Below are 16,991 nucleotides of genomic sequence, written 5' to 3'. Positions count from 1 at the left end.
TGCTGCCTTTTCGTCAGAAAAAATGAATGTCCGCTCAATCGAGCTTGGCGCCGGAGGCCTTGGCCGCCTTGCCCCATTTGGCGATCTCGGCCTCGACGAAGGCCGAGAACGACTTGGGATCGTCGGCCACCACCACGAAGCCCACGCTCTCCAGCTTCTGCCGGATCTCGGCCGAGGACAAGGCCTTGACGGTCGCCTGGTTCAGCTTCTGGATCACGGCCGGCGGCGTGTTGGCCGGCGCGGACAGGCCGAACCAGGACTCGGCCGAAAAGCCCGGATAGCCCGATTCGGCCACCGTGGGCGTGTCGGGATAGGCGGGATTGCGCTTGGCGCTGGCCACGGCCAGCGCGCGCAGCTTGCCCGACCGGACCTGCGGCAGCAGCGTGTCCTGGTTGAGGAACATCACCGACACGCGCCCGCCGATCATGTCGGTGATGGCCGCCGCGCCGCCCTTGTAGGGCACGTGCACCAGGTCGATCTTGGCGGCCTGCTCCAGCATTTCCATCGCCAGGTGGCCGGACGAGCCGCTGCCGGAACTGGCGTGCGTGTACTTGCCGGGATTCTCGCGCGTGAGCTTGATGAATTCGGCGAAGGTCTTGCCGGGGAACTCGTTGTTGGCCACCAGCACATTGGGGCCGGTGGCCAGCAGCGAAATATGCGCGAAGTCGCTGTTGCGGTACGGCATGTTCTTGTAGACCGAATAGCTGATGGCGTTGGAGCCCACGCCGGACAGGAGCAGCGTGTAGCCGTCGGCCGGCGCCCTGGCCACCATGTCGGAGCCGATGTTGCCGTTGGCCCCGCCCTTGTTCTCGACCACCACGGTCTGCCCCAGCTCCTTGGACAGCTCCGCGGCCAGCAGCCGGCCCACCGAATCGGTGCTGCCGCCGGCCGGGAAAGGCACCACCAGCTTCAATTGCCTGGCGGGCCAGGCCTCGCCCTGCGCGGTCGCCGCCACCGGCAGCAAAGCCAGCGCGCCGGCCGCCGCCGCGGCCAGGGTGATCAGGCGTCTGCGCGCCCGGTGATTGTTATGTCCCATGCTTGTCTCCTCGGTGCCCGGTGTCCGGGTCAGTGAATTTCAGGCTCGCCCGCGGCCGCAGCGCGCGTTTCGGTCTGAAGAAAATCGAAATCGCAGCCGGTGTCGGCCTGGCCGATGTGCTTCAGGTAGAGCACGCCATAGCCGCGCTCGAAGCGCGGCGGCGGCGCCTGCCAGGCGGCGCGGCGCGCGGCCAGCTCGGCCTCGGGCACCAGCAGTTCCAGGCGCCGCGCGGGCACGTCCAGCGAAATGCGGTCGCCGTCGCGCACCAGCGCCAGCGGGCCGCCGACATAGGCCTCGGGCGCCACGTGCAGCACGCAGGCGCCGTAGCTGGTGCCGCTCATGCGCGCGTCGGAAATCCGCACCATGTCGCGCACGCCCTGCTTCAACAGCTTTTGCGGAATCGGCAGCTGGCCCCATTCCGGCATGCCGGGCGCGCCCTGCGGGCCGGCGTTCTGCAGCACGATCACGCTGTCGGCGTCCACGTCCAGTTCGGGATCGTCGATGCGCGCGGCCATGTCGTTGTAATCCTTGAACACCACCGCGCGGCCGGTGTGCACCTGCAGCCGCTCCTCCATGGCCGGCGGCTTGATCACCGCGCCGTCCGGCGCCAGGTTGCCGCGCAGCACCGCCAGCCCGTCGCGCTCGATCAGCGCCTGCTCGCGCGTGCGGATCACGTCCTCGTTGAAGATGCGCGCGCCGGCGATGTTCTCGCCCAGCGTGCGGCCGTCGACCGTGCGCTGGGCGGTGTCGAGCAGGTCGCCCAGCTGCACCAGCATCGCGCGCAGGCCGCCCGCGTAGTAGAAATCTTCCATCAGGTACTTGCCGGCAGGACGCAGATTGGCCAGCACCGGGGTGGTGCGGGCCAGGTGGTCGAAGCGGTCCAGGTCGAGGTCGAAGCCGCTGCGCCGCGCCATCGCGATCAGGTGCACCACGGAGTTGGTCGAGCCGGACAGGGCCAGCACCGTGCGCACCGCGTTGTCGTAGGACGCGGCGGTCAGCAGGTCGGAAGGCGACAGGTCCTCCCACACCATTTCCACGATGCGCTTGCCGGTCAGACTGGCCATCTGCGCGTGGCGCGAATCCGGCGCCGGGATCGAGGACGCGCCCGACAGGCACAGGCCCAGCGCCTCGACCGCGCCCGTCATGGTGGAAGCGGTGCCCATGGTCATGCAATGGCCCGGCGAACGCGCGATGCCGTCCTCCACGCCCTGCCAGTCTTCCTCGGTGATGTTGCCGGCGCGCAGCTCGGCCCAGTATTTCCAGGTGTCGGAGCCCGAGCCCAGGGTGTTGCCGTTCCAGTTGCCGCGCAGCATGGGGCCGGCCGGCATGAAGATGGTGGGCAGGTTCATGGAGATCGCGCCCATGATGAGCGCGGGCGTGGTCTTGTCGCAGCCGCCCATCAGCACACAGCCGTCGGCCGGATAGGAGCGCAGCAGCTCTTCCGTTTCCATCGCCAGCAGGTTGCGGTAGAGCATGGTGGTGGGCTTCTGGAACGGCTCGGACAGGCTCATGGCCGGCATTTCCACCGGGAAGCCGCCGGCCTGCCAGATGCCGCGCTTGACCTCTTCCACACGCTGCTTGAAGTGGCTGTGGCAGGGGTTGATGTCGCTCCAGGTATTGATGATGGCGATGACCGGCTTGCCCGCGTAGTCGGAGCGGTGGTAGCCCATCTGCGCGGTGCGCGAACGGTGGCCGAAGGACCGCAGGTCCCGCACGCCGTACCAGCGGTGGCTGCGCAGCTCCTCGGGCTTCTTGCGCTTGTCTGAATTGCTCATGTCTCGGTTCCTCTGCGCTTTGGCTAGGGTTATAGGAATAAAAGAAGTCAGGCGCCGTCCAGCAGATAGGGCACGCCCGCGCGTACGCATATGCCGCGCAGGCGTTCGGCCAGCGCGGCGGGAATCGGAATGCCCTGGCGCAGCCGGCGCGCGCGCTCGGCGGCCTCGGGCTCGCCGGCGACCAGCACGGGCTCGTCGGGCCGGGCAGCTGGCGTATCGTGCATGGTATCGATCAGTTCGTCCATGTCGGACTCGAACGAACCGGCCGCGCGGAACGCGTCCGGATTCAGCGCCAGGAAGAAATGCCCCACGTCGTCCGGCTCGCCGGGACGGCGCGTGGGCGCGCGGCGCACCGCCAGCGCGCTGCCGCTGAGCGTGCCGCCCAGGATCTGCGCCATCATCGCCAGGCCGTAGCCCTTGTGGCTGCTCATGGCGGCCGTGCCGCCCAGGGGCGTCAGCCCGCCGTCGGGGCGGTCGAAGATGAACTGCATGGCGGCGCCGGCGTCGGTCACGGGCTCGCCCTGGCCGTCCACGGCCCAGCCCGGCGGCAACGGCTTGTCCAGGAAGTCGTAGACCTTGACCTTGTTGGCCGCGACCGTGGTGGTGGCCATGTCCAGCACGAAGGGCTCGTGATAGGCGGCCGGCGCGCCGAAGGCGATGGGATTAGTGCCCAGCATGGGCATGGCCCCGCGCGTGGGCACCATGATGATGCCGTTGGCGCTGCTGGCCACCAGCCCGACCGCGCCGCGCTCGACCGCGATGCGCGCATAGATGCCGGCGGCGCCGAAGTGATGCGAGTTGCAGACCGACACCGCGCCCACGCCGTGTTCCAGGGCCTTGTCCACCGCCAGGTTCATGGCCAGCGCGGCGGCCGGATAGCCCAGCCCGCCCATGCCGTCGATCAGCGCGCTGGCCCCGCCGTCGCGCACGATGCGCGCCCGCGCATCCAGGCGCAGCGTGCCGGCGCGCCATTTGTCTTCATACGCGGGCAGCATCGAAATGCCGTGCGAATCGACCCCGAGCAGGTCGGTGCCGGCCATCAGCTCGGCGGTGGTGGCCGCCAGGTCCGGCGCCATGCCCCATGCCTGCAGCACCTGCAGGATCTGCGCCCGGACCTGCTCCACCGGCACGTCCGTCACTGTCGCTTCCTTGCCTCGCACTCTCTTGGTCTCCTGTCGTCGTTATGGTCAGGGCGGGCCGGACGGCGGGTTCAGTCCCGGTCCCGGTCCACCAGCCGGTGGCGCGCCTGGCCCAGGTGGAACTGCATCGCGACGCGGGCGCGCTCGCTGTCCTGTTCGCGCACGGCGTCGAGGATGGCGGCGTGCTCGTCCACCACGCGCTGCGCGCGCTGGCGCGAGCCGGTGCGGGTCAGGTTCAGGGTCAGGCGCATGAAGCCGCTGATGGATTCGTGGATGCTCTCCAGCACGCCCAGGTAGAAATCGTTGCCGCTGGCCTCGGCGATGCTGGCATGGAACGCCAGGTCGGCCTCGGCCGAGACCTGCCCGCGCGACAGCGCGTCGGCGAAGGCCGCGTGCGCGTCCTCGATCTTCTTGAGCTGTTCGTCCGTGCGGCGCAGCGCGGCCAGGCGCGCGGCGTCGCCTTCCAGCGCGACCCGCACCTCCTGGGCGCGCAGATAGGCGCTGACGTTCTGCACGTCGTTGAAGGTCTTCAGGCGCGGCGCGGGCTGATGGCTGACGAAGGTGCCCAGCCCCTGGTGCGCGGTGATCAGGCCGTCGGCGCGCAGGCGCAGCAGCGCCTCGCGCACCACCGGGCGCGACACCCCGAAGCGTTCGGATATCTCGTTTTCCGACGGCAGCTTGTCGCCGACGTTCAGCCCGCCGGACACGATCTGTTCGAAGATCTGCCCGTACAGCTGGTCGGCCAGCCGCACCCGGTGGCCGCGCTCCAGCACCAGCGCGCCGTGCGCGTCCGGCTCGGCGGGCGCCTGCGGCGCGGGCTGGGATGATGCTTTGGGTCGGGCCACGGATTTACCTCGATGCTGGGGGCGAAACAGCGCACATCGTACCGCCTGTGCGCGCGGCCGCGTCCGGCCGCGCGCACAGGGTCAGGCCGCGGCGGCCTGCCGGTCCCAGGCGGCCAGCTCGCGCGCCGCCGGCGCCACGCGCTCGCGCTCGGCTTCGGACAGGCCGGTCAGCAGCGGCAGCATCGGCCCCATGTCGGCCACGCCGGACAGCGTCACCGCATCGTGCAGCACCCGGATCGGGCTGATGCCGTCGCGGCAGTCTTCCAGCGGCAGGTACTTCGCGCGCACCGCCTCGGCCTCGTCGTAGCGGCCGTCGCGCAGCAGGTGCAGCAGGCGCATCGAGCCGCGCGGCGCCACGCAGACCGACCCCGAGGTGAAGCTCTTCAGGCCGAAGTCGCGGTAATGCACGATGGCCGGACGTTCGCCGATGCCGCTGACGACCCAGCGCGTGTCCACGGCCTGCAGCAGCGCCGACAGATAGGCGTCGCGCGACGGGTCTTCGCGCACCACGGCGTACTTGAACGCCACGATGCGGCCTTCTTCGATCAGGCGCGCGGCGGTGGCCGGCGCCAGGTAGTCGGCCGACTTGAGATAGATGACCGCGGGCTTGCCCAGCGCGTCGGTGAAGCGGCGCACGCCGTCGGCCAGCCCCGCGTCGGTGTAGGGAAAGGCCATGGGCAGCAGCATGGCGGTGGGAAACGCGCGCGAGCGCAGGATCGCCGCCTGGTCCATCATCTTGCCGTAGTCGGGGCCGACCGAAGGCAGTATCCAGGTGTCGGGGCCGGCCATGCCGGCCAGCATGTCGACGATGCGCGCGTACTCGCCCACGCCCACGTTGTAGAAATTGGCGTTGCCGCCGTACATCACGTTGCGCACCCCGCCGGCTTCCAGGTGGCCGAGCAGGGCCTGGTTGGCCTCCACGTTCAGGGACAGGTCGTCGTGGCGCGCCAGCGGCGGCACGGCGATGACCGAACGCTGCAAGTCCTGCGCGGTGACCGGGGAAGTTTTCATGGACGGGCTCCTGGCTGGGTCGGATTAAGGTGAAAAAAGTATACTTGGTTGACAAGCATAAGCTCAATACATATATTTGTTTTACAAGTAGACCGGCAGCATCAACGCGGGCGTCCCGCGGCTTGTAGCCTCGGGCCATGCCAGGGGCGGAATACCCCATCAACGATGCGCGGCCACGCGCACACCGAGGAGATGAATTCCATGCATGCAGCCCTTGCGCGAGGCCGGTCCGTCACGGCCGCCCTGTTTGCCGCGGTCCTGGCCGCCGCCGTGCCGGCAGCGCCGGCCCTGGCCGACTACCCCGAACGCGAAGCCAGGATCGTGGTGCCCTTCCCCGCGGGCGGCACCACCGACATCGCCGCGCGCGTGGTCGCCGCCGAACTCGGCAAGACCTGGAACAAGCCCGTGGTGGTGGACAACAAGGCCGGCGCCGGCGGCAACGTGGGCACGGCCGAGGCCGCGCGCGCCGCGCCCGACGGCTACACGCTGCTGATGGGCACGGTCAGCACGCACGCGATCAACCAGTCCGTCTACGCCAAGCTGCCCTACGATCCGGTCAAGGACTTCGTGCCGGTGACGCTGGTCATCCCGGTGCCCAACATCCTCGAACTGAATCCCGCCTTCGCCGACCGCCACGGCATCCGCAACGTCGCCGACCTCATCAAGTACCTCAAGGCCAATCCCGGCAGCGTCAACATGGCCTCCACCGGCAACGGCACCTCCACCCACCTGTCGGGCGAACTGTTCCAGAGCATGACCGGCACGCGCATGACGCACGTGCCCTACAAGGGCAGCAGCCCCGCGCTGACCGACGTGATGGCCGGCTCGGCCGACCTGATCTTCGACAACCTGCCTTCGTCCATGGGCTTTCTGAAGAGCGGCAAGCTGCGCCCGCTGGCCGTGACCAGCGCCCAGCGCTCGCCCGCCCTGCCCGACGTGCCCACCATGGCCGAGGCCGGCGTGGCCGGCTACGACGCCTCCAGCTGGTTCGGCCTGCTGGCGCCGGCCGGCACGCCGGCCGCGGTGGTCGACAAGATCCAGCGCGACGTGGCCGCCGCGCTGCAGCAGCCGAACGTGCGCGCCCAGCTGCAGGCGCAGGGCGCCACGCCGTCGGGCAACACCCCCGCCCAGTTCAAGCAGTTCATGGCGCAGGAGACCGCCAAATGGGCTGAAGTCGTGAAGAAATCCGGCGCCAAGGTCGATTGACCCGGCGCCGATCCGGGCCCGCATGCAACGCGTGGGCGGCGGGCCCATCACATCATCGCGCGAACCTGGAGACACCATGAACAGACGACTGAGCGCCCTTGCAGTGGCGGCCGCGGCGGGCGCCGCCCTGCTTGGCGCGCCGGCCGCGCAGGCGGCCGGCTATCCCGACAAGCCCGTCACGATGATCGTACCCTTCGTGCCCGGCGGTTCATCCGACATCACCGCCCGGTCGGTCACGCCCGGCCTGACCAAGCTGCTCGGCCAGACCTTCGTGGTCGAGAACAAGCCCGGCGCCAACAGCGCCATCGGCGCCCAGGCGCTGGCCCGTTCCACGCCGGACGGCTACACCATGATGGTGGGCTCCATCGGCACCTTCGCCATCAACGAAGCCTTGTACAAGAACCTGTCGTACAACCCCAGCAAGGACTTCGAATACCTGACGCAGGCCGTGCGCAATCCCAACGTGCTGGTGGCCGCGCCCAACTTCCCCGCCGCCACCGTGGCCGAACTGGTGGACTACGCCAAGAAGAACCCGGGCAAGGTGTCGTACGCCTCGTCCGGCACGGGCTCGTCCGACCACCTGTCGGCGGTGCTGTTTCGCCAGCGCACGCAGAGCACCGGCGTGGACGTGCCGTACCGCGGCGGCGGCGCGGCGATCGCCGACCTGATCGGCGGCCAGGTCAACGTGTCGTTCCAGAACCTGGGCGCGGTCCAGACCCACATCAAGGCGGGCAAGCTCAAGGCGCTGGCCATCACCGGCGACGCGCGCGCCGCCGACCTGCCCGACGTCCCCACGCTGGCCGAAGCCGGCATCAAGGACATGGTGGTGTATTCGTGGCAGGGCTTCGCCGTGCCCAAGGGCACGCCGGCGCCCATTGTGCAGCAACTGTCCAAGGCCCTGCAGACCGCGCTGCGCGATCCCAAGACCGAGCAGACGCTGCAAGGCCTGGGCTTCGAGGTCGTGGCCAACACGCCCCAGCAGTTCACCGCGTTCCAGCAGGCCGAGGTCAAGCGCTGGAAGGACGTCATCAAGAAAGCCAACATCCAGCTGGAGTGATCGCGCCATGCGGGCCGGGGCGCGGCCCCGGCCCGTTCCCCCGCCGGATCAAGTAGCATCGAGATTTAGCCACCCACACCTGTACGACAACATGACCACCAAGCATCGCATCATCCAGGTCGGCTCGCTGGCCGGTTCCCCCACCGCCAACCAGAACCTCGCCGAACGCTACGACGTCGTCGAACTGTGGAAGTACCCGGACCGCAAGGCCGCGCTGGCCGAGCACGGCAAGGGCATCACCGCGGTCGTCACCTCCGCCAACCACGGCGCCGACGCCGAACTCATCAACGCCCTGCCCGACCTGAAAGCCATCTGCAGCTGGGGGGTAGGCTATGAAACCATCGACATCCAGGCCGCCAAGCAGCGCGGCGTGCAGGTCAGCAACACCCCCGACGTGCTGACCGACTGCGTGGCCGACCTGGCCTGGGGCCTGCTGATCGCCGGCGCCCGCCGCATGGGCCAGGGCGAACGCTTCGTGCGCGCCGGGCTGTGGGGGTCGGGCCAGGTGCACGGCAGCATCCCGCTGGGCCTGCGCGTCAGCGGCAAGAAGCTGGGCATCGTCGGCCTGGGCCGCATCGGCGAAGCCATCGCGCGCCGCGGCGCCGGCTTCGACATGGACATCCGCTACCACAACCGCCGCAAGCGCGACGACGTGCCGTACGGCTACGAGGCCTCGCTGACCGGCCTGGCCGAATGGGCCGACTTCCTGGTCGTGGCCACCGTGGGCGGCGCGGGCACGCGCCATCTGGTGAACCGCGACGTGCTGGAAGCGCTGGGTCCCGACGGCATCGTCGTCAACATCGCGCGCGGCCCCGTCATCGACGAAGCCGCGCTGGTCGCCGCGCTGCAGGCCGGCAAGCTGGGCTGCGCCGCGCTGGACGTGTTCGAGCACGAACCCAAGGTGCCCGAAGCCCTGATGACCAGCGACAAGGCCGTGGTGCTGCCGCACATCGGCAGCGCCACGCTGGAGACGCGTTTGAGCATGGAAAACCTGGTGCTGGAGAACCTGCAGGCGTTCTTCGAGACGGGCAAAGTCGTTACTCCCGCCGAGTAAGCGGACTCTCCCAAAAAAAAGCCTCTCGGCGCCCATACCGAGAGGCTTTCGACTTTCCGGCCCTGACGGGCGGCTAAAGCCGGTTACGCAAAGGAACCGGGCCTTGCGGCCCGTCGCGGTCACTTGGCCGGCGTGGCGCCGGACTTGTCCATCTTGGCGGCCCCGCCCGCCTTCCCCGCCTGGTGCTTGGCGGACGTCTTGTCGGACTTGTGATGCTTTTGCTGCGCGTGGGTCTTGCTTTCGCCCGTCTTGGCCGAGGCGTCGGCGCCGGCCGCGAACGCGCTGGGCGCGGCGGCAAGACCGAGGCACAAGGCCGAGGTGGACAGGAACGCAGCGATACGGGAGTGAGTCGTCATGTGGTGACCTCCTGAATGATTGGGACCGGGCCGGGGCCCGGTCCCTACTCCGACACGGGGCGGCGACATCGCCGCTGAACCCGTGTCGGTTGGAGGCTGCGCCCTGCCGAAGGTTCAACGCCGAACCACAAATTTTCGGCCGCTAACGCTTCGAAAAGGATTCGTAATCCGTTTGCAAGCTTCAGCTTTCGAAAGCCAGCAGCGCGACGGTGGCGAACAGCATGAGCGCGAAGCAGGCTCTCAGTTTGCGTTCAGGCAATCTGTACGCAAGCTTCACGCCCACCGGCACGAACAGCAGGCTGCCGATGGCCAGCGGCGCGCCCACCAGCCAGTCGGCCTGGCCGGCCCAGGTGTAGGTGATGAGCGCGATGGTGGAGCCGGGAATCACCATGCTCAGGGCCAGCGCCTGCGCGGTGGTCTGGGGCAGGCGGAAGACGGTGGTGATGATGGGCACGGCCAGCACCGCGCCGCCCACGCCGAAGAAACCGCCCAGCGTGCCGCAAAGCATGCCCAGCACGCTGGCGCGGCGCGGCGTGAACACGGGAACCGGGCCGCGCGCCGCGGGCGCGGGTTTGGCGGCCGGGCGCGAGGCGCGCCAGGTCTGCCATACGTAGAACAGCGCGATGAAGAACAGGAACACCGCGAAACTGCGCCGCAGCAGGCTGGAGTCTATGCCCAGCGCCAGCCGCGCGCCGACCCAGGTGAACACCACCGCGCCCGCCGCCCCCGCCAGCGCCACGCGCTTGTCGATGCGCACCTGCTGGTTGTACTTGCGCACCGCCATCATGATGGTGGGCAGGACCATGATGAGCGCCGTGCCCTGCGCCAGCTGCTGCGACATGCCCATGAGCAGCACCAGCGCGGGAATCGCGATCAGGCCGCCGCCTATGCCCAGCACGCCTCCCAGGAAACCGATCATGCCGCCGGCTGCCAGGCAGGCGGCAATAATTAACAGACTCAAGTCTTGCTCCAGCAGGCCCGGCCGAGCGCGGGCGGGCCGTCAGTATACGGATGTGGCGCGGCCGGCGGCCTCAACGCAGTTTGTCCAGCGCGGCGTCCAGGCGGTCCACCGCCCAGATTTCCAGGCCTTCTATCGGCTGGCGCGGCGCGTTGGCCTTGGGGATCAGGGCGATCGAAAAGCCCAGCTTGGCCGCTTCGCGCAGGCGCTCCTGGCCGCGCGGCGCGGGCCGGATCTCGCCGGCCAGGCCGACTTCGCCGAACGCGATCAGGCCGCGCGGCAGCGGCTTGTCGCGCAGCGACGACATGATGGCCAGCAGCACCGGCAGGTCGGCCGCCGGCTCGGTGATGCGCACCCCGCCCACCGCGTTAACGAACACGTCCTGGTCGAAGGTGGATACGCCCGCGTGCCGGTGCAGCACGGCCAGCAGCATCGCCAGGCGGTTGCCTTCCAGCCCGACCGTCAGCCGGCGCGGATTGGGCGCGTGCGAGGAATCCACCAGCGCCTGGATCTCCACCAGCAGCGGACGGGTGCCCTCTTGCGTGGCCATCACGCAGGAGCCGGCCACCTGCTGCTCGTGCTGCGACAGGAACAGCGCCGACGGATTGGCCACGCCGCGCAGCCCGCGGTCGGTCATGGCGAAGACGCCGAGTTCGTTGACCGCGCCGAAGCGGTTCTTGAACGCGCGCACCAGCCGGAACGACGAATGCGTGTCGCCCTCGAAGTACAGCACGGTGTCGACGATGTGCTCGAGCACGCGCGGCCCGGCCAGCGCGCCGTCCTTGGTGACGTGGCCGATCATGACGATGGCGATGCCGGTCTGCTTGGCCAGCCGCGTGAGCTGCGCCGCGCATTCGCGCACCTGCGACACGGACCCCGGCGCCGCGCTCAGTTCGCCGCTGTAGAGCGTCTGGATCGAATCGATGACCGCCACCGTGGGCTTCTGCTCGGACACCGCGGCCTGGATCGCTTCGAGGCGGATTTCGGCCAGCAGGTTGACGTTACCGGTCTGCAGGCCCAGGCGCCGCGCGCGCAGCGCCACCTGCTCCGCCGATTCCTCGCCGGTGACGTACAGCACGCTGGTGGTGGCCGACAGCGAGGCCAGCGCCTGCAGCAGCAGCGTGGACTTGCCGATGCCCGGGTCGCCGCCGATCAGCACGACCGCGCCGGCCACCAGGCCGCCGCCCAGCACGCGGTCGAATTCGTCCAGCCCGGTGGGCTGGCGCGGGGTTTCGCGGGCTTCGATTTCGGACAGGCTGCGCACCGGACTGCTGGAGGCCAGGGGCGCGTAGCGGTGGGCGGAAGCCGCCGGGGTCGAAGACTCGACCGTCTCTTCCAGCGTGTTCCAGGCATTGCAGTGCGGGCATTTGCCCTGCCACTTCGGGGTGGTGCCGCCGCAGTCGGCGCAGACGTATACGGTTCGGGATTTGGCCATGCGCGGAAGTTTACCGGCATCGCCGCGGCCCCGAGGGCCAGCGCCGTTACATGATGCAAATTTACGAAATTTCCTGCCGGATTCCTTCAAATCGCGCATAATCAGACAGTGCTGCGCAAGATCGAGCCGCCCGCCCCACGCGGCCTCCCGAAACTGCGCAAGGAGTACGCGCATGAGCATTGCCTACCGCCCCCCTTTCGACGAAGACGATGAACGGGATCTGCGCGCCCTGTACCGTCGGCCCGACCCCGGCGCCAGCCCCGAACTGGACGCGGCGGTGCGCCGCAGCTGGCATCCCGGCCACAGCTGGCACCCGGCCTGGGGCGCCGCCGCCTGCGCCGCCATGGTCGCCGGCCTGTTCGCCTGGACCGACATGCGCGAAGCGCAGCAGGAATACGCCGATCCGGCCGCGCAGCTGACCGCGCCCCACGAATCCGCCGCAAGCCAGGAAGCGCCCGCTGCGGCCGCGGCTGAAGCGCCCGCGCCGGCCGCCCCCGCCATGCAGCGCGAGGCCGTCGAGCCGCCCGCCCAGGAAACGGCGTCCGACACCCAGCCGCAGGCCGAAGCCGCGCCCGCCGAAGGCGAGGCCGCCGCCGCCGAGCCGGCGCCTTTCAGCGACGAGGACATCGAGGCCCGCGCCGCGCATATCCGCGCCCTGATGCAGGCCGGCCAACAGGAAGAGGCCGTGCAGGCGCTGCGCGAGCTGCAGCAGGGCGCGCCCGACCTGGCCCTGCCCGACGACCTGCAGGAACTGGCCGACCGCAACCCGGCCTGAGCCCGCCGGGCCGCCCCCGGGCTTCTTGCTAACATAGCCGCATGAGCCCGAGCTTTCACCACCGCAACCTGCCTCACCTGCTGCTGCATGCGCGCGAAACGCTGATGGCGCATTTCCGCCCGCTGCTGAACGAGGCCGGCGTCACGGAACAGCAGTGGCGGGTCCTGCGCACCCTGAGCGAAACCGGGCCGATGGAGCCCAACCAGATCGCGCGCAGCTGTCAGCTGCTCAGCCCCAGCCTCACGCGCATGCTGGCCGGCATGCAGGACCAGGGCCTGATCAAGCGCGAACGCTCGCGCGCCGACCAGCGGCGCCAGGAAATCTCGCTCACGCCCAAGAGCCACAAGCTGATCGACCGCATGCGCCCGATGGTGGACGCGAAATACCTGGAGCTGGAATCCAGGATCGGCAAGGAACTGCTGGACCGCATGTACCGGGACGTGGACGCCATGGTCGAACTGATCAAGCGCGATCCCGATGCGCCGCAAGAGCCCGGCGAAACGCAATCCTGACTCCACTCGTCCATGGACATCCTGACCAATACCTTCAAACGCGCCCTGCTCCAGGGCAAGCCGCAGATCGGCCTGTGGGCCGGCCTGTGCAGCGCCTACTCCATCGAGATCGTCGCCGGCGCCGGCTTCGACTGGCTGGTGATCGACGGCGAGCACGCGCCCAACACCTTGCAGAGCACGCTGGCGCAGCTGCAATCCGTGGCCGCCTATCCCGTCGCGCCGGTGGTGCGGCCGGCCTGGAACGACGCCGTCCAGATCAAGCAGATCCTGGACGCGGGCGCGCAGACCATACTGGTCCCGATGGTGCAATCGGCCGAGGAAGCCGCGGCTGCGGTCGCCGCCGTGCGTTATCCGCCCCAGGGCATACGCGGCGTGGGCAGCGCGCTGGCCCGCTCCTCGCGCTGGAACCGCATCCCCGACTACCTGCGGCGCGCCAACGACGAGATGTGCGTGCTGGTGCAGATCGAAACGCCGCGCGCGGTCGAGGCGCTGGAACAGATCCTCGCCGTGGACGGCGTGGACGGGGCCTTCATCGGCCCGGCCGACCTGGCGGCCAGCATGGGTTACCTGAGCGAGCCCGACCATCCGGCGGTCGCGCAAGTGATCGAGCGCACCATCGAACGCATCGTCGCCAGCGGCAAGGCCGCCGGCATCCTGCATGGCAGGGTCGAACAGGCGCGGCGCTACCTGTCGCTGGGCGCGAGTTTCGTCGCCGTGGGCGTCGACGCGATTCTGCTGGCGCGCGCGGCCGAAGGGCTGGCGGCCCAGTTCAAGGACGTCGCCGCGCCCGCGGCCCGGGCCGCCCAGGGCCCCTACTGAGACTCCAGCACCACGCCCGAGGCGCGCACCACCTCCTGCCATTTGCCTGCCTCGCTGCGCAAGGTCTGGGCGAACTGGGCCGGGGTGTCCTGCGCCGGCACGAAACCGTTGGCCAGATAGGACTGGCGCACCTCGGGCAGGCTCAGCACCTCGCGCAGCGCATCGGCGAAACGCGCGATGCGGTCGACCGGCGTGCCCTTGGGCGCGGCGAAACCGAACCAGTTGCTCCTGACCACGTCGGGCATGCCGGCCTGCGCCGCGGTGGGCACGTCCGGCAGCCCGCCGAAGCGCTCGGGCGAGGCCACCGCCAGCACCCGCACCCGGTTCTGCGGCAGATAGGCCGCCGCGACGCTGTAGCCGCCGATGTACAGCTGCACCTCGTCGGCCAGCAGGGCCTGCACGCCCGGCGCCGAACCGCGGTAGGCGATGTGCATCATGCCCGCGCCCATCGCCTCGGACAGGCTGTAGGCCGACAGGTGCGGCGTGGTGCCCATGCCCGGCGAGCCGTAGTTGAGCTTGCCCTTGTGGGCGCGGGCGTACTGCGCGAACTGCGCGTAATCCTCGGCCGGCACTTTGGCGCTGATGTAGACGAACGCCGGTATGTCGACCATCTTGCCCACCGGCTCCAGGTCGGTCAGCGGATCGAAGCCCAGCTTGCGGTACAGGAACTGGTTGATGACGAAGTTGTTGGTCGCCCCCAGCAGCAGCGTGTAGCCGTCGGGCTTGGCGCGCACCACGTCCTGCGCGCCGATGTTGCCGCCGGCGCCGGTCTTGTAGTCCACCACCACGGGCTGGCCCAGGCGCTTTTCCAGCAGCGGCTGGATCTGGCGCATGGCGACGTCGCCCGCCGCCCCCGGCGCATACGGCAGCACGACCCGGATGGGATGATCGGGATATTCCGCCCAAGCCGACGGCGGCAGCGCCGCCGCGCACAGGGCAAGCAAAACGGATACGGCGCAAGTCCGGTACGTCATGATGTCCTCCCCTGGCCGGCAGGCGGCGCGCCCGCGACATCCCGGCGCGTCGGCCGGCCGTAGTCGTTGCTGGTGCTACAGGTCGATGCGCATCAGGTCGTGCGCCAGGCGCAGCGGACCCGAGTAGTTCTTGCGGATGTCGGCCACGATCTCGTCCATCAGGTGCGGGCCCATCAGCTCCACCGGCAGGTGCTTGGCGGCGGCGCGCTTGAGCACCGGGCTGGTGGAATCGAAGTGGCCGAAGTGCGTGGCCACCAGGCTCTTCACATTGGCCCGCTGCGCGATCTTGCCCAGGTCGGTGGGGCTGGTGTGCGCATAGGTGCCCACGCCGGTCTTGGCGCGGTGCGCGATGAACGATTCGGGAAACGTGCACTCGTGGATCAGCAGGTCGGCGTCCTGCGCCAGCTTCACCATGGCCTCACAGGGCGCGGTATCGCCGCTGAACGCGATGACCTTGCCTTCGGCCTCGACCCGCACGCCGAAGCATTCGCAGATCTCGCGCGGAATGTGCTCGACCCAGTCGACCGAAATGCGCACCCGGCCGTCGTCGAACACCACGCCGGGGCTGACCTCGCGCACCTCGGGCCGGATGGCCTCGATATTGGCCTGGCGCACCGGATAGGCGCTGCGCGCCTGGAAATCGATCTGGAAGGCGCCGTTCTCGAACAGATGATCGACGAAGTGGCGCGTGCCCTTGGGCCCCAGCACCAGCGGCGGCCCCTTCTTGTTCAGCATCCAACTGGAAATCACGAAGTACGGATAGTCGCAGATGTGGTCGTGATGCATGTGCGTCAGGAACACGAAGCCGACCTTGGCCGGGTCGACATCGGCGCGCACCATCTGGCGCGTGGCCCCTTCGCCGCAATCGAACAGATAGTGCGTATCGTCATCCAGGGTCAGCAGGATGGCGGACTGGCCGCGGTCGGGATCGGGCAGCGCGGCGCCGGTCCCCAGCATCGTGATCTTCATGGTTTCCCCTTGTGTGTCGCAAGACGGTTGGACTGCGACCCAGTATAGGCACGGAGTGCATACGATCTAATCAATTATTAGAATGCTGTGATAACCAACAGGAATTACACGAAACCATGCCCTCCCCGCCCCGCATTCCCGAGCTGCGCCACATCGGCGGACGCCTGCGCATGCGCCACCTGGAGCTGCTGCGCGCGCTGTACGCGCTGCGCAGCGTGCACAAGGCGGCGGCCGAACTGGGCATGACGCAGCCGGCCGCCAGCAAGCAATTGCTGGAACTGGAGGACATGTTCGGCGTGCCGCTGTTCCAGCGCACGCGCCGCGGCATCGTGCCCACCGGCTTCGGCCACGCGCTGGCGCGCAAGGCCGACGTGCTCTGGTCCGACCTGTCCGGCGCGCGCAATGAAATGGCGGCGCTGGCCGTGGGCGCCAGCGGGCGCATCCGCGTCGGCGTGCAGCAGGTGGCGCTGCCGGTGCTGGTGCCGCGCGCCGTGCAGCGCCTGCACGCCGAGCACGCCGGCGTCACCGTCATGCTGCAGGAAGAGGCGCACGACACGCTGCTGGCGGGCCTGGCGCGCGGCGAGTTCGACTGCGTGCTGGGCCGCCTCATGCTGGATGCCACGCAGCCCATCTTCCGCACCGAAGTGCTGTACGAGGAGCCCATATGCGTCGTGGCGCGCGTCGGCCACCCGCTGGCGAAATCCAGCCGCATCACCGCCGCCGCGCTGGCGCGGCAGGACTGGCTGCTGCCGCCGCCCCAGGCGCCGCTGCGCCAGCGCATCGACGCCTACTTCGCCCAACACGGGCTGACGCTGCGCGCGCCCATGGCCGAGTCGGTTTCGCTGCTGGCCAACGAGGTGCTGCTGCGCACCAGCGACGTGCTGTCGGCCATGCCGCGCGCGGTGGCGCAGCACTACGCCGCGCTGGGCGTGCTGGCCATCTTGAAGTTCCGTCCCGACTGGACCCTGCCGCCGGTCGGCGTGGTGCAGCGCGCCGAGGTCGAGGCGGCGCCGGCGCTGCAGCGCTTTCTGGAAGCGCTGCGCATCGAAGCCGGCGCGCTGGGCGCGTGA

At 69.4% G+C, this 16,991-nt stretch carries 17 protein-coding genes; 7 read left to right on the top strand and 10 right to left on the bottom strand.

What is annotated here, in order from left to right:
* Nucleotides 1–34 precede the first annotated feature (34 nt).
* The 5 genes from A6B37_RS02130 to A6B37_RS02110 form a co-directional block, all read right to left on the bottom strand.
* Entirely contained in the window at nucleotides 35–1,036 is a 1,002-nt protein-coding gene (locus A6B37_RS02130; protein WP_111824774.1) for a tripartite tricarboxylate transporter substrate binding protein, read from the bottom strand.
* A 29-nt stretch (nucleotides 1,037–1,065) separates the two neighbouring features.
* Complete coding sequence (gene araD, locus A6B37_RS02125) at nucleotides 1,066–2,811, bottom strand: L-arabinonate dehydratase (protein ID WP_111824773.1); 1,746 nt, start codon at nucleotides 2,809–2,811, stop codon at nucleotides 1,066–1,068.
* 47 nt (nucleotides 2,812–2,858) lie between these two features.
* Entirely contained in the window at nucleotides 2,859–3,971 is a 1,113-nt protein-coding gene (locus tag A6B37_RS02120; RefSeq protein WP_102772190.1) for an Ldh family oxidoreductase, read from the bottom strand.
* 50 nt (nucleotides 3,972–4,021) lie between these two features.
* On the bottom strand, nucleotides 4,022–4,726 hold the full coding sequence (locus tag A6B37_RS02115) for a FadR/GntR family transcriptional regulator (RefSeq protein WP_168202142.1): 705 nt from the start codon (nucleotides 4,724–4,726) through the stop codon (nucleotides 4,022–4,024).
* Between the two features lie 150 nt (nucleotides 4,727–4,876).
* Nucleotides 4,877–5,806 carry a dihydrodipicolinate synthase family protein gene (locus A6B37_RS02110; RefSeq protein ID WP_102772192.1) on the bottom strand — a complete coding sequence of 310 codons (930 nt, stop codon included), beginning with the start codon at nucleotides 5,804–5,806 and terminating at the stop codon, nucleotides 4,877–4,879.
* Nucleotides 5,807–6,007: 201 nt separating this feature from the next.
* Between A6B37_RS02110 and A6B37_RS02105 the strand changes: the two genes are divergently transcribed.
* The 3 genes from A6B37_RS02105 to A6B37_RS02095 all read left to right on the top strand — a co-directional run bounded on the left by A6B37_RS02105 (nucleotide 6,008) and on the right by A6B37_RS02095 (nucleotide 9,123).
* On the top strand, nucleotides 6,008–7,012 hold the full coding sequence (locus tag A6B37_RS02105) for a tripartite tricarboxylate transporter substrate binding protein (RefSeq protein ID WP_111825523.1): 1,005 nt from the start codon (nucleotides 6,008–6,010) through the stop codon (nucleotides 7,010–7,012).
* Between the two features lie 76 nt (nucleotides 7,013–7,088).
* Nucleotides 7,089–8,069: a tripartite tricarboxylate transporter substrate binding protein gene (locus A6B37_RS02100; RefSeq protein ID WP_102772193.1), complete on the top strand. Its 981-nt coding sequence runs from the start codon at nucleotides 7,089–7,091 to the stop codon at nucleotides 8,067–8,069.
* 91 nt (nucleotides 8,070–8,160) lie between these two features.
* On the top strand, nucleotides 8,161–9,123 hold the full coding sequence (locus A6B37_RS02095; protein WP_111824772.1) for a 2-hydroxyacid dehydrogenase: 963 nt from the start codon (nucleotides 8,161–8,163) through the stop codon (nucleotides 9,121–9,123).
* 119 nt (nucleotides 9,124–9,242) lie between these two features.
* Here the strand turns inward: A6B37_RS02095 and A6B37_RS02090 are convergent, their stop codons facing one another.
* From A6B37_RS02090 to radA, 3 genes are all read right to left on the bottom strand, one after another.
* Entirely contained in the window at nucleotides 9,243–9,479 is a 237-nt protein-coding gene (locus A6B37_RS02090) for a hypothetical protein (RefSeq protein WP_102772195.1), read from the bottom strand.
* 181 nt (nucleotides 9,480–9,660) lie between these two features.
* A complete protein-coding gene (locus tag A6B37_RS02085; RefSeq protein WP_102772196.1) occupies nucleotides 9,661–10,440 on the bottom strand; it encodes a sulfite exporter TauE/SafE family protein in 780 nt (259 codons plus the stop codon).
* A 70-nt stretch (nucleotides 10,441–10,510) separates the two neighbouring features.
* Nucleotides 10,511–11,872 carry a DNA repair protein RadA gene (gene radA / locus A6B37_RS02080; protein WP_102772197.1) on the bottom strand — a complete coding sequence of 454 codons (1,362 nt, stop codon included), beginning with the start codon at nucleotides 11,870–11,872 and terminating at the stop codon, nucleotides 10,511–10,513.
* 172 nt (nucleotides 11,873–12,044) lie between these two features.
* Here radA and A6B37_RS02075 point away from each other — a divergent pair, with 172 nt between their 5' ends.
* Genes A6B37_RS02075 through hpaI form a run of 3 tightly spaced genes read left to right on the top strand, consistent with a single transcriptional unit; the run spans nucleotide 12,045 to nucleotide 13,978 of the window.
* A complete protein-coding gene (locus A6B37_RS02075) occupies nucleotides 12,045–12,647 on the top strand; it encodes a hypothetical protein (RefSeq protein ID WP_111824771.1) in 603 nt (200 codons plus the stop codon).
* 41 nt (nucleotides 12,648–12,688) lie between these two features.
* Entirely contained in the window at nucleotides 12,689–13,159 is a 471-nt protein-coding gene (gene hpaR / locus A6B37_RS02070) for a homoprotocatechuate degradation operon regulator HpaR (RefSeq protein ID WP_111824770.1), read from the top strand.
* A 12-nt stretch (nucleotides 13,160–13,171) separates the two neighbouring features.
* Nucleotides 13,172–13,978, top strand: coding sequence for a 4-hydroxy-2-oxoheptanedioate aldolase (gene hpaI / locus A6B37_RS02065; protein ID WP_102772200.1), 807 nt, complete (start codon nucleotides 13,172–13,174; stop codon nucleotides 13,976–13,978).
* Here the strand turns inward: hpaI and A6B37_RS02060 are convergent.
* A complete protein-coding gene (locus A6B37_RS02060; RefSeq protein ID WP_111824769.1) occupies nucleotides 13,972–14,952 on the bottom strand; it encodes a tripartite tricarboxylate transporter substrate binding protein in 981 nt (326 codons plus the stop codon). The genes hpaI and A6B37_RS02060 overlap by 7 nt on opposite strands.
* Before the next feature lie 75 nt (nucleotides 14,953–15,027).
* Complete coding sequence (locus A6B37_RS02055) at nucleotides 15,028–15,921, bottom strand: MBL fold metallo-hydrolase (RefSeq protein ID WP_102772202.1); 894 nt, start codon at nucleotides 15,919–15,921, stop codon at nucleotides 15,028–15,030.
* Nucleotides 15,922–16,037: 116 nt separating this feature from the next.
* Between A6B37_RS02055 and A6B37_RS02050 the strand changes: the two genes are divergently transcribed.
* Nucleotides 16,038–16,991, top strand: a complete 954-nt coding sequence (locus A6B37_RS02050; RefSeq protein WP_102772203.1) for a LysR substrate-binding domain-containing protein — start codon at nucleotides 16,038–16,040, stop codon at nucleotides 16,989–16,991.

This window comes from Achromobacter sp. HZ01 (assembly GCF_003267925.1).
In the GTDB taxonomy this organism is placed as follows: Bacteria; Pseudomonadota; Gammaproteobacteria; order Burkholderiales; family Burkholderiaceae_B; genus Achromobacter; species Achromobacter pulmonis_A.
The sequence above is the reverse complement of the archived record's forward strand: the minus strand, read 5'-3'. Positions and strand labels throughout refer to the sequence as shown.